Source organism: Paenibacillus sp. sgz302114, assembly GCF_056120345.1.
In genome coordinates, this window is the sequence record NZ_JBVYOI010000019.1 from 51,318 (window position 1) to 64,470 (window position 13,153).

Consider the following 13,153-nt stretch of genomic DNA (forward strand, 5'->3'; position numbering starts at 1 on the left):
TACTGCTTTAGAGCGCTTTTTCCAACAGCTTCGGCTTCGCAAAAATCATTCGGCCCGCAGACGTTTGCAGCACGCTCGTAACGAGAACCTCCATCGTCGTCCCGATGTAATCCCGTCCGCCTTCTACGACGATCATCGTGCCATCATCCAGATAAGCGACGCCTTGTCCATGCTCCTTGCCGTCTTTGATCACCTGCACGACGATCTCTTCACCAGGAAGAACGACTGGCTTCACTGCATTCGCAAGGTCGTTAATATTGAGGACCGACACGCCCTGCAGCTCGCACACCTTATTCAAGTTGAAGTCGTTCGTCACCACTTTGCCATGCAGCACTTTCGCCAGCTTCACCAGCTTGCTGTCGACTTCGCCCTCTTCCGCTTCACCTTCATAGATGAGCACCTTCACATCGAGCTCTTTCTGGATTTTGTTGAGGATATCAAGACCTCTGCGGCCTCGGTTGCGCTTGAGCAAGTCCGATGAATCGGCAATATGCTGCAGCTCTTCCAGCACGAACTCCGGAATGACCAGCGTGCCTTCAATGAATCCAGTCTTGCAAATATCGGCGATTCGGCCGTCGATAATGACACTCGTATCGAGAATCTTATGCTCTTCGTAGCTGCTCTCCTCATCCACCCGCACCTGCGCATTCGTGCGCTCGGACAGCGATTGGAACATGGATGCCAGTTCGACTTGTTTACTAAGTCCCACTCGCATTCCGATATAACCAAGAAGAATTGTCAGTGCGATCGGAACAAAGATGCCCGCGCCGGTCAAGCTAGACAGTGCCGGATAAATAAGGGCCGATAACGCCAGACCGCCAAGCAGACCACCACCGCCGGACAACAGCTCGCCTGTCGGCATCGCCGAAGCCCGCTCCGCACCTTGCTGCATCCATCTCAAGATTGGACCTGCCAAAACCGTTGCTACCGCAAAGCCGCAAATCGCGCCAATGCCGACGTTCATGTAGTAGCCGCCTGAATGCTGCATAATACCATTTGTTGATTCCATAAAGCTCATGCTCCCGTTCAAAGAGCCGTACATTTGAGCACCTAGAAATCCGCCGAACAAAAAACCCATTAGTTGAATCATTCGCTTCATCATATAAATCCACCTCCACTAACAATTATGTGCCAATTATTGTCACGTTAATCGCCTGCGGTCCCAATCCATTAGAATTTATTAACTTAGCCCGTAATTCGGACAAAATCGTATAAATCGGTTTTGAAAAGAGAGCCGAGGAGGCTTATAATAAAAGTAAGCAATCCCAATCCTGAAATGAGGTGGTACCCGATGAATGCACCAACATTGGAGCAGTTTCAGAAGCAAGTTTCGGAGCTGCTGCTGCGACATCGCAGCTTGCTAGACGTCATGTCTAAGTACGGCCAATCCGGCACTTCCGTGAATCGCGCGGTAGCGAAGGCTGTTACAGAATGCGGATGTATTGAATTAAACGCGCGGAAGCAGCAGTTTGCAGACGACTTTAATCTCGAGCAGGCCAAAACCAAACTTCACCATCACATTTCAGGCGATCTTTGCGAGCACTGCAAGGAAGCCATTCAAAACGAGCTTGGACGCAATATGTTCTATATGTCCGCAATGTGTAATCTACTCGACATTCAGCTTGCCGACGTCATTGACCGGGAATCTGATAAATGCAGCACGCTTGGGCTATTTAATTTAACGTAAATGATCCCCATAACAAAAACCGCCTCGTCAAATGACGAGGCGGTTTCTTTTGTTTAAGCACATGAACTATGCGCTATGTTCGCTATGAACAGCTTCCTCTTGAAGCTTATTTTCCAGCATTCTCTTCCGTTTCCGGCTGGGGAGACGGCGATCAACGTTTTTTTTTAAGCCATAGAGCGCGTAGATCACGAGCGGGATGAAAATAATCTTCGATAGATGGTGCGGGAACAGAATACCGAGCACAACCGCAACTGCTACGACGATCGGCACGACCCATATCGCATTCTTCGGAATGCCCACTTTCTTGAAGTTCGGATAACGGACTGTGCTCACCATTAGGAACGAGAGAACAAGTGTACTGATCATTAGAACAGAAACAGTAATATCCTTGTGGAACAGAGCAAGTGTTGCAAGCACGCCGCCTGCTGCCGGAATCGGCAAACCGATGAAGTAACCTGGCATTCCGGAAACAACATTGAACCTTGCGAGCCGCAGCGCTCCGCAGATCGGGAACAGTGCTGTAATAATCCACGCAGGAGCTGGATTAAGCTCTTGGAAAGCAACGCTGTACATGATAAAAGCTGGTGCAACCCCGAAGGAAATGACATCGGACAAGGAATCAAGCTCTTTGCCGAATTCACTTTGGGCGTTAAGCGCACGCGCCACCCGACCATCAACGCCATCCATCAGCATTGCGATAATGACCATCATCGCAGCTACTTCAGGCTTTGCATTTTCGGGGAATATAAGAATGATGGCGACGATGCCTAGAAATAAGTTCGCCACGGTAAAAAGACTCGGTATTGACTTCGTGATCATTTTGCTCCACCTCATCTTTACTATGCCCCAAAACCGCAATTTGCAGTATCGACGGCAAACTGAGAAAAAAACTTCCTGCGAAGTTTTTGAAAGGATGCATAAAACGGTTCAATTGTAAGTAATACCCAAATGTGATTTGTCTGCATTCCTTCATTGTATGAGATTTAGATTTGTCTGTCAATGAACATCTGCTCTTGTATCCGTTTGAGGCCTTCTTTAATCGCACGCGCCCTCACTTCACCAATACCATCCACAGAGTCGAGCTCTTCAATTGTCGCCATCAAAATATGAGGCAAGTAGCCGAACCGTTCAACCAGATTGTACATAATGACTGCCGGCAGCCGTGGAATACGGCTCAGCAGACGATAGCCGCGCGGTGCAACCATCTCTTCAGATGCAGCGCTAAAGCCGCTATAGCCAAGCAGCTTAATGATCTGCGGCAGCTCCAGCAGCTCTTCGGAGCTAAGCTTGCGAATGCTGGCACGGATTTCACGAATGCGATCCTCATGCGGGTCTTTGACGTAGTCTTTGAGCAAGAACCATGCTTCTTCCTCTACGCCGCCGACGAGCTCTTCCATCTGCATCGCGATAAGCCGGCCTTCGGTGCCAAGCTCATTTACATATCGCTTAATCTCCGTCTTCACTCGGATGACCATTTCAACCCGCTTAATGACGTGCGCGACTTCCTGTAGTGTAACCATCTCTTCGAATTCTAGAGCAGACAGGTTCGTGAACGACTGGTTAAGCACCACTTTGTATTTCTCAAGCGTCTGAATCGCTTGGTTTGCTTTTGTCAGAATAACGCCCATTTCCTTCAGCGAATATCTGAACTGGCCCTGGTACAGCGTAATTACGTTTCTCCGCTGGGAGATCGATACAACGAGCTTGCCGGTTTGCTTCGCGACCCGCTCCGCTGTCCGGTGACGTATTCCCGTCTCGCTGGAAGTAATGGAGCTGTTCGGAATGAGCTGTGTGTTGGCATACAAGATGCGTTTGCGATCCTCGCTAAGAATAATCGCGCCGTCCATTTTGGCCAGCTCGTATAAATAGTTCGGGGAAAAGTCGCAGTTAATGGAGAATCCGCCGTCAACGACCTCCATCACCTCCGGGCTGTAGCCGACTACGATCAGCGCTCCTGTCTTGGCGCGCAGCACGTTATCGAGCCCTTCACGGAAAGCCATACCTGGTGCGACCATCTGGAGCAGTTGATTTACGAAATCTGTCTGGTTCGTCTCTTTCATCCATTTCCCCCCTCTATCCGAATGCTGCGGACAGCGCTTGTGCGACCGTCTCTACACCGATGATTTCTATGCCTTTCGGCGGAGTCCAGCCCTTCAAGCTCTTGCTTGGCATTATGACCCGTTTGAAGCCCAGCTTATGCGCTTCTTTCACACGCTGCTCCGCACGGGATACGCCCCGCACTTCACCAGTAAGTCCAATCTCACCAAAAAATACATCGTACGGTCTTGTCGGTGCATCGCGGAAGCTTGATGCGATGCTGACTGCCGCTGCGAGATCGACGGCCGGCTCATCGAGTCTTATACCGCCGGCGACGTTCAAATAGGCATCTTGCGTCTGCAGGAACATCCCCATCCGCTTCTCCAGTACCGCGACAATAAGCGTCATCCGATTATGGTCGATCCCGGTTGCCATCCGGCGCGGCGAAGGGAAGTTCGTTGTGGCGACAAGCGCCTGAAGCTCTACGAGCACTGGCCTTGTACCTTCCATAGCTGCGACAACGGTGGAGCCCGATACGCCAAGCGGACGTTCGGACAAGAATAGCTCGGACGGATTGTTGACCTCCCGCAGCCCTTCCTCTCCCATTTCGAAGATCCCGATCTCGTTCGTAGAGCCGAAACGATTCTTAACGGCCCTAAGCAATCGGTACGTATGATGCCGCTCCCCTTCGAAATAGAGCACACAGTCCACCATATGCTCCAGCATACGAGGACCGGCGATCGCACCTTCCTTCGTGACGTGGCCGACAAGCACGGTTGCAATGCCTTTAATCTTCGCGACGCGCATAAAGTGGGCCGTACATTCCCTCACTTGCGAGACGCTGCCAGGGGCAGATTGCACATTCGGATCGTACACAGTCTGGATCGAGTCGATAACGAGAAAATCAGGCTGGACCGATTCAATCGCGTCGTTAATTTGCTCCATGTTCGTTTCGCACAGCACATACAGCTTCTCGGTAAGCGCTCCGAGGCGGTCTGCCCGAAGGCGTGTCTGCCGAACCGATTCCTCTCCGGATATATAGAGGACTGTCAGGTTCTTCGAAGCCAGCGCATGCGAAGTTTGAAGCAGCAGCGTCGATTTGCCGATACCAGGGTCTCCGCCTACAAGGATGAGCGAGCCAGGTACGACACCGCCGCCCAGTACGCGATTGAGCTCCTGATTGGTTGTCTCAATTCGTTTCTCTTGGCCACTTTCTATATGTATGATGGGACGCGGCTTTTCTTTCGTCTGAATGAGCTGCGAGCCCATTCCTTGTGTTTTGACGACCGTTTCCTTCTCTTCCACCATCGTATTCCATTGCCCGCAGCCCGGACATTTGCCCAGCCACTTCGGTGATTCCGTGCCGCATTCTGTACATGCGAACTTTGTTTTAAGTTTTGCCATCAGCGGCTCCTTATACTTTAGAGGTATCATTCAAAGTTTACCATTTACAAAGTGTGTAAACCACCCCAATTAAACCTTTATATCAACTAAAGCTGCTTACCACCCCCTAAATCCCCCTCGCCAGGGGGACCCCAAGGGTTTGCCAACCCTCTGGACACCCGGAAGGTATAACGTTGGAGTAACAGAGAAGCGCTCGCGAGTGGGTTTGTGATGGTGATCGCTTTCGTCCCTTGCGCACGCTTTACGTTTGGCGCTGTTTAGTTACCTGATGTCCCTGCGGGACCATGGTAACGTGAGGTGTCGCAGAGGCGCTTCCATGTGGCTGCGTGCTGGTGCTCGCTTTCGTCCCTTGCGGGACACGCTTCCATCTTGGTGCAGAGACAGATGGAATCGCCCTCACTCTGCGAGTGAAGGGCTTCATGTAACTGCGTTACATGTTCGAACAATACAGATGGAAAAGCCCCTCACTCTGCGAGTGAGGGGCTGCATGTAACTTCGTTACATTTTACCACATTACATATTTACATCGTTATTTCGTCGCCGTTTCCTCTGGAGCCGACACACTATCTACATGAGTAACGGTCAACCCGCCATCCTTCTCATCAATGATGAGCTTATGACCTTTGGAAATATTACCCATGAGCAGATCTTCGGACAGACGGTCTTCGATATGCTTCTGGATCGCTCTGCGAAGAGGACGAGCGCCGTACTGCGGATCGAAGCCTTCCTTCGCGAGGAAATCCTTCGCTGCGTCAGTAAGCGTGAAGTCCACTTCCTGCTCGCGCAGACGTTTGCGAAGCTCTTCGGACATGAGCGATACGATTTGAGAAATATGCTCCTTCTCGAGAGAGTGGAACACGATTGTCTCATCAATCCGGTTCAGGAACTCCGGACGGAAGCTCTTCTTGAGCTCTGCCAGAACCTTCTCCTTCATGATGTTAAAGTCGCGGCCCGCATCCTGCGCTGCTGTGAAACCAAGCGAAGAATTTTTCTTGATTTGGTCAGCGCCGACGTTCGACGTCATAATAATGAGCGTATTGCGGAAGTCCACCACGCGGCCCTTGGAGTCCGTCAAACGGCCATCCTCAAGCACTTGCAGAAGAATATTGAACACTTCCGGATGCGCCTTCTCGATCTCATCAAGCAGCACGACCGAATATGGCTTGCGGCGTACTTTCTCGGTCAATTGACCGCCTTCTTCGTAACCGACATAACCTGGAGGCGCTCCGACGAGACGCGAAGTCGAATGCTTCTCCATATACTCCGACATGTCGATGCGGACAACCGCATTCTCATCGCCGAACATCGCTTCAGCCAGCGCACGGGCAAGCTCCGTCTTACCTACACCCGTTGGGCCGAGGAAAATAAACGAGCCCATCGGACGCTTCGGATCCTTCAGACCTGCACGCGCTCTGCGGATTGCGCGGGATACCGCTTTAACCGCTTCGCTCTGACCGATAACGCGGTCATGAAGAATTTCTTCCATCTTGAGCAGGCGTTGTGTCTCTTCCTCAGCTAGCTTCGTTACAGGAATACCGGTCCAGCTAGCTACAATTTGAGCGATATCATCCGGCGTTACTTCAGAATCCGTGCGACCTTGCTTCTCTTTCCACTGGTTCTTAGTAACGTCGAGCTCTTCTCGAATCTTCTGCTCCGTATCACGGAGTGCAGCCGCTTTCTCGAACTCCTGACTCTGAACAGCGGAGTCCTTCTCCTTGCGGATATCCTCCAGACGGTTCTCGAGCTGCTTGAGATTAGGCGGTACCGTATACGATTTCAAGCGTACTTTGGAGGACGCTTCATCAATCAAGTCGATCGCTTTATCCGGCAGGAACCGGTCTGTGATGTAGCGGTCAGATAGCTTAACAGCTTGCTCAATCGCCTCATCGGTAATCTTCACGCGGTGATGCGCTTCATAACGATCGCGCAGCCCGTGAAGAATTTGAATCGCTTCCTCCGGTGACGGCTGATCGACCGTAATCGGTTGGAAACGACGCTCCAGCGCTGCGTCTTTCTCAATGTATTTGCGGTATTCGTCCAGCGTCGTTGCACCGATACATTGCAGCTCACCGCGCGCAAGCGCTGGCTTCAAAATATTCGAGGCATCAATCGCGCCTTCCGCCCCGCCCGCACCGATAAGCGTATGCAGCTCATCGATGAACAAGACGATGTTTCCGGCTTGGCGAATTTCGTCCATAATCTTCTTCAGTCGGTCTTCGAATTCACCGCGGTACTTCGTTCCGGCAACGACAGAGCCCATATCGAGCGTCATGACGCGCTTGTCGCGCAGCGTCTCCGGAATTTCGCCTGCGATGATCTTCTGCGCGAGCCCTTCGGCAATCGCAGTCTTACCAACGCCTGGCTCACCGATCAGAACGGGATTGTTCTTCGTTCTACGGCTGAGCACTTGGATAACGCGCTCGATTTCTTTGCCGCGTCCGATAACCGGATCAAGATTGCCGTCTTTGGCGTACGCCGTCAAGTCACGAGCAAGTCCGTCCAGTGTCGGTGTGCTTACATTAGCCGGCGCGCCATGATTGCTGGACACGGCTTCGCTGCTTCCGAGCAGCTGCAGCACTTGTTGACGTGCTTTATTTAAGCTAATGCCGAGGTTATTCAGTACGCGCGCTGCGACGCCTTCGCCTTCACGAATGAGCCCGAGCAGGATATGCTCTGTGCCCACATACGTGTGACCAAGCTTGCGCGCCTCATCCATCGACAGCTCAATAACCTTCTTCGCACGCGGTGTATAAGCGATATTGGTCGGTTGCTCTTGTCCGCGACCGATTAATGTTTCAACCTCGTCTTGAATCTTCTCAAGGCTAAGGCCTAATCCGATGAGTGCTTTGGCTGCGATTCCTTCCCCTTCTCGGTTCAGCCCGAGCAAAATATGCTCCGTGCCGATATTGTTATGACCGAGACGAACCGCTTCTTCCTGAGCAAGTGCGAGCACCTTTTGTGCCCGTTCCGTAAATCTTCCAAACATCATGTTCATACACCCCCATGATCAGTTTCACTGTACAACTGATTGCGTATAAGTTCCGCTCGCCGGATGTCCCGCTGTTCAGGCGTCATTTTTTCACGGAACACCTGTTGGAGAAAGCCCGGCTGCGTTAATACCATCATTTCATTCATCGCCTGAGGCGACACATCCACAATCAGCCCTAGATCAATGCCGAGCCTTACATCGGAAAGCCGCTGAGCCGCTTCCTTCGAATCCATAATCATCGCATGCGACAACGTACCGTAAGAACGGAGCACCCGATCCTCCAGGCGCACCCGCGACTCTTCCAGCAGACGCTGTCGTGCCGCTCTCTCGTGCTCGATAATTTGACGCGCTACGCTGTGTAGATTCTCGATGATTTCCCCCTCGGACTGACCAAGCGTAATCTGATTGGAGATTTGGAACAAGTTACCGAGCGCTTCGCTGCCCTCGCCGTAAATCCCCCGAACCGCAAGCCCCACTTGCTGGATAGCTGACAAAATCCGGTTGATCTGCTGCGTAAGCACAAGCCCCGGCAGATGCATCATCACTGAAGAGCGAATGCCCGTTCCGACGTTGGTCGGACAGCTCGTTAAGTAGCCTCTTCGTTCATCGAACGCGTAATCAGTGACCTCTTCAAAAATATCGTCAATGCGGCTCGCCACCGTCCACGCTTCCTTAATCTGAAAGCCTGGATATAAGCATTGAATCCGCAAGTGATCCTCTTCGTTTACCATTATGCTAACCGACTCGTTCTCGCTAAGCATCACCGCGCCGCAGCGCGATTCATTCGCTAAGTTCGGGCTGATCAGATGCTTCTCCACAAGCACTCGGCGTTCCAATTCACTTAACTGGGAGAGCTCGATCGTTTCGAATGGTCCACAGCTGTCTAATCGGCCAGTCTCAGCAACAGCGGTGAGCTGCTTCATAACGTCCTGCGCCTGCTGTGAGGTCGCAAGCATCGGAAACGGATGACCCGATAAATTACGAGCAATACGGATCCGGCTGCTAATGACAACATCCGTGTCCGGACCGTTGCCTTTCATCCAGTCGCTTAGCGCTTCTTCTACATAAGACCGCTTCGACATCGTTTCATTTCACCTTCCTAACCGTGCCTAAACATCGGCTATTTTGCGCTCCAGCTCCCGAATTCGGTCGCGTAGCTCAGCAGCGGTCTCAAACTCCTGCTGCTCGATTCGCATGTTCAAATCCTGTTTAAGCTCGTCAATTTCTCGTTTGAGCTGAATTTGAACACCTGTGCGCTTTGGAATTTTACCGACATGTGTCGTATTGCCGTGAACCCGTTTCAGAATCGGGTCCAATTTGCTTCCAAACTGGGTGTAACAATTGCTGCAGCCGAAACGGCCCATCTTACTAAATTGTGTATAGGTCAAACCGCAATTGTCGCAGCGCAGCTGCTGCGCCGGCTTCGCGCCAAGCGCGTTCATGCTGCCTACCGGTTCAAAGTCCAGAAGTCCGGACAGCAAGCTGTGGATGGAAAATCCGTTCGCTGTGCCTGGGATTCCTTCGCCTCGTTCGCGTGCGCACGATTCACAAATATGAAACTCCGTCTTCTCGCCATTCACAATTTTCGTAAAATGAAGCGTAGCCGGCTTCTTGTCACATTCCTGACAAAGCATTCCGCACTATCCCTCCTCTTGCAAGGCTGCGCAGCTTACTTCACGAGCAGCGTAATTAACATCGCCCGGAGCAGCCTAGCCCGAATTTCGTCACGCAGTGGAAGCTTCACAGCAATGGTGTCGCGGGACATCGCCGCCCGGAGCAAATTCGCTTCGCGCCTTGAGATATGCTTCCCTTCCTCCAACTGATACACAATTCCTTCTGCCGTATCTTGGTCCACTTGATCGCCGATTGTTTCGGCAAGATGGCCTTGGAGAGCCGACAAAGTAGGCAGCTCCACGCGCTGAATGCGGATATACCCGCCGCCGCCGCGCTTGCTCTCTACCATATAGCCCTTCTCCATCGTGAACCGTGTACTGATGACGTAATTGATTTGGGACGGAACACAAGAGAACCGATCTGCCAAATCGTTGCGCTGCAGTTCGACAGCACCGCCAGGGCTTTCCTTTAGCATATGCTTGAGATACTGCTCGATGAGATCGGAAATGTTGCGCATTTCGCCAACCTCCCTATGATGCCCTTACAACAAACTTGAGGCTAAAGCAGCTGATTGTTTGAATCGTCAAAGTTTTTAGTCAAATTGACTTTGACTTTCTTTGACTTTAACTTTATTATACGCAAAATTGCCAAAAGGTCAAGTGCATTGCCTTCGTTGTATCACGGTAACGCCCCTTACTATCTTGGGCGGATTCGGTCCATTTATACCCCTGCTTCCAGCCCCCTCTTGCAAAAAAAACGGCCTTCATCCCTGACATGCAGCAACGAGAACGTTTCGTCTTTACTATCGATGCACCTAAAATTTAAGGCTCATCAACGTTTGCAGCGCTTCTTTGCCAGTTCCGATCTTGTAACCGGTAGCTGTGTAGCGTATTTGGGAGTTGCAGTCCAGGACGAACAAATGAGGGAAACCCGCCTCATTCGCCGGTGTGCGGACGATTAGTTCCGGCAGTTCGGCGCGGCTCGTGTCCCGAACGAATACGGTATTCAAAGGCAGCAACGAATAGTTCGCCGGGTCAAAGGAAGCTGTCCACTCTGCATCGCCAATAAGCAGCACAATCGGTATTCCCAGCTCGTTAAGCGGTTTGGCCAACTCGCTCAGCTCGCGGAACGATGCTTAGTCGGCTCCCGTTCCGGCTCAATCCAGGCTGTAATCGCGCCACCCGTTCCGAGCAGCTCCGCAAGCGATGCCGATCCCCCGTCCAACTGCGCTATCCCCTGCTGCGATCGAAGGTACCAAGTACCGGGATATCAACCAGCATCTCTCAGACGCACTCGCACCGTGCCATCCTTCAGACGAATGCCTGTCGTCAGCCGGTAATCCCCTGGCTCCACTTCGAACGACTCTTCATAAACATCCTTCTTGGCATAAGGATACACCAGCGTCTTATAGACACCGCCTTCCAGCCGTGCGAAGGTGAAGTTCTCCATATAGGAGGCGTCCGGCGTATCTGGCGAAGCAGAAGCATCCTTAACGAGCCTCAGCTGCCCGCGCGCGTTCGACTCACGCCCCTCAGAAGCAGCTTCGATGATCCCGGCATCCATCCAGTTGCCCTCGTGCAAGTATTGCGCGTGTTGTTCACTTGGCTGCAATCGAGCCGGAATGCCCAAGCTACGGCAAATAGCGACGAACATGATGTCCAGCGACTGCGGATCGCCGAGCTTCATCTCGAAGGTGCCTACCGGATTTCCCCTTCCTATCAGGTTCGGCAGATCTGTCCAGACGCCGAAGCCCTCCCGAAGATGGCGGACCAACGCTAATGGCTCAGTGCGGAACAGATTAGCTTCCTCTTCCGTGAAAGATTCGCGAAGCTTCTGACGATACGGAACAATCATCTCATGCAACACCCGCGGACATAGCACATAGTTGACAAAAGCATCCTCATCCAGCATGCCACGGGTTGCCAGCGCGCCGATCAAGTGATCATCAAGCGCAGATCGGAATGTATCGATCAAATCCTTATCACGGAGCGTTTCTAACAGGCGAAGCGGCCAGTCGCCGAATGAGCCCGACTGCTCGCGCAAGAAAGCCGCGATTTCCTTGCTGTTACCACGCGCTTTCTGAAGCACGCTCCATACCCGTTCTGGAGGCAAGCCCGTCTCCTCCGCCAGAGCAGCGGCATCTTGCTCGCTCAGGAACGTTCCCTCGTACGCAGAACGGCAGCTGGTTCCCTCCTCCAGTCGGCTGTTATGCTGCTGGATATTCGTTTCCGTTAGCGCCTCCAACACTTCTCCTTCGCGCTCCGGCGGTGGCACCATATCGAAATCGACACTGCCGGACGGCTGATTAGCAGCGTTAAGAACGAGTGTGATAGAGTCGCAATCGGGTACCGAAATTAATGTTTCGTCATCCGTTTGCACGATGGCTATCGGAAACAATTCCGCATAATTGTAAAGCTCGAACCGCACTTCAGCCCCGGCGACAGGCTCACCTTGTGCATCTCTGACTTCCGTGCGGATTTCGCGTGTCGGCGCATAATTTTCTAGCAGGTTAATCTCTGTAAACCAATCGTGAGCGAGAGTAATGTCTTCGGGACCCAGATACTCCGCAAAAATCCGCGTGTTAATCAGCATTGCCCTGCGCGCCGGCGGCGAGAACCAGCCCTGATCGAGACGGGCTTCTGGTTTACAAGCTCCGATGTAATGCCATTTTCCATCTGCCCATGCTTTTACCCATGCATGGTGGCTACCGATGTAAGTCGCTTTCTCATGGCACCAATAGTTTGTTTCCAGAATCGCCTCCGCCATCGAGAGATGTGCAGTCCGCTCCGCCAGTTCGCGGTACAGGTTGCCACGTGATTCCTCAATGTTCTCCGTATTGACCCTGTAGGGCAGCACGAAATGAAGGAAGAGATGATCCGGCACGCGCGATCCCCAAGGCACTTGTTCGCGAATCTCTATCGTCTGGCGCACATGGTTCAGAAACAAAGCGCCACCGTAATCCGCCATGTCATTGATCGGCATATAAGCGAACAAAAACTTGAGAGCCAACGCCTCTTCTTCGGTCAGCGCTTCCTCTTGAAAAATTCCGAACAGCTCCTGCTGTCTAGCCTCGGCCAGCTGCTGCTTCACCTGAAATTTGCGCTCGATGTGCACAAGCGTCGCTTGATCCAACGAGAATACTGATGTTGTTGACTTCATCTTGCTCTCTCCCTCGTTCATATCTGATCCTCCACTTCTTAACATGGACTAACCTATCTTCTGGATAACACTGGAAAAATTCTTGTTAATAACCAAGACAAATGACAGCAATATGTGAGTGGAGACAACAAAAAACCGACCATATCAATATGGTCGGTTATCTGTGCTTGGCGACGTCCTACTCTTCCAGGACCCTGCGGTCCAAGTACCATCGGCGCTGGAGGGCTTAACGGTCGTGTTCGGGATGGGTACGCGTGGTTCCC

The 13,153-nt window shown here is 52.1% G+C and carries 11 protein-coding genes and 1 rRNA gene; 1 reads left to right on the forward strand and 11 read right to left on the reverse strand.

Annotated elements, in window-relative coordinates; translation table 11 throughout:
• Positions 1–7 precede the first annotated feature (7 nt).
• Positions 8–1,102: a PIN/TRAM domain-containing protein gene (locus tag AC0LWF_RS26200; RefSeq protein ID WP_474654439.1), complete on the reverse strand. Its 1,095-nt coding sequence runs from the start codon at positions 1,100–1,102 to the stop codon at positions 8–10.
• A 189-nt stretch (positions 1,103–1,291) separates the two neighbouring features.
• Between AC0LWF_RS26200 and AC0LWF_RS26205 the strand changes: the two genes are divergently transcribed.
• The gene (locus AC0LWF_RS26205) at positions 1,292–1,687 is read left to right on the forward strand and encodes a DUF1573 domain-containing protein (RefSeq protein WP_474654440.1); all 396 of its coding nucleotides are present in this window, start codon (positions 1,292–1,294) and stop codon (positions 1,685–1,687) included.
• 66 nt (positions 1,688–1,753) lie between these two features.
• Here AC0LWF_RS26205 and pssA read toward each other — a convergent pair whose 3' ends face one another.
• The 10 genes from pssA to rrf all read right to left on the reverse strand — a co-directional run.
• On the reverse strand, positions 1,754–2,506 hold the full coding sequence (pssA, locus tag AC0LWF_RS26210; RefSeq protein WP_474654441.1) for a CDP-diacylglycerol--serine O-phosphatidyltransferase: 753 nt from the start codon (positions 2,504–2,506) through the stop codon (positions 1,754–1,756).
• A gap of 164 nt (positions 2,507–2,670) precedes the next feature.
• Positions 2,671–3,747 carry a DNA integrity scanning diadenylate cyclase DisA gene (disA, locus tag AC0LWF_RS26215; protein ID WP_474654442.1) on the reverse strand — a complete coding sequence of 359 codons (1,077 nt, stop codon included), beginning with the start codon at positions 3,745–3,747 and terminating at the stop codon, positions 2,671–2,673.
• A gap of 13 nt (positions 3,748–3,760) precedes the next feature.
• Positions 3,761–5,128, reverse strand: coding sequence for a DNA repair protein RadA (gene radA / locus AC0LWF_RS26220; protein ID WP_474654443.1), 1,368 nt, complete (start codon positions 5,126–5,128; stop codon positions 3,761–3,763).
• Between the two features lie 529 nt (positions 5,129–5,657).
• Complete coding sequence (locus AC0LWF_RS26225; protein WP_474654444.1) at positions 5,658–8,117, reverse strand: ATP-dependent Clp protease ATP-binding subunit; 2,460 nt, start codon at positions 8,115–8,117, stop codon at positions 5,658–5,660.
• A 2-nt stretch (positions 8,118–8,119) separates the two neighbouring features.
• A complete protein-coding gene (mcsB, locus tag AC0LWF_RS26230) occupies positions 8,120–9,199 on the reverse strand; it encodes a protein-arginine kinase McsB (RefSeq protein ID WP_090583157.1) in 1,080 nt (359 codons plus the stop codon).
• Between the two features lie 27 nt (positions 9,200–9,226).
• Positions 9,227–9,751 (reverse strand): protein-arginine kinase activator protein McsA, encoded by a 525-nt coding sequence (gene mcsA, locus AC0LWF_RS26235; protein ID WP_474654445.1) that lies wholly within the window; start codon positions 9,749–9,751, stop codon positions 9,227–9,229.
• A 35-nt stretch (positions 9,752–9,786) separates the two neighbouring features.
• Positions 9,787–10,248 (reverse strand): CtsR family transcriptional regulator, encoded by a 462-nt coding sequence (locus AC0LWF_RS26240; protein ID WP_090583153.1) that lies wholly within the window; start codon positions 10,246–10,248, stop codon positions 9,787–9,789.
• A 297-nt stretch (positions 10,249–10,545) separates the two neighbouring features.
• Positions 10,546–10,842 (reverse strand): hypothetical protein, encoded by a 297-nt coding sequence (locus AC0LWF_RS26245; protein ID WP_474654446.1) that lies wholly within the window; start codon positions 10,840–10,842, stop codon positions 10,546–10,548.
• 158 nt (positions 10,843–11,000) lie between these two features.
• A complete protein-coding gene (locus AC0LWF_RS26250; RefSeq protein WP_474654447.1) occupies positions 11,001–12,890 on the reverse strand; it encodes a transglutaminase-like domain-containing protein in 1,890 nt (629 codons plus the stop codon).
• 165 nt (positions 12,891–13,055) lie between these two features.
• Positions 13,056–13,153 (reverse strand): 5S ribosomal RNA (rrf, locus tag AC0LWF_RS26255); the annotation flags it as partial.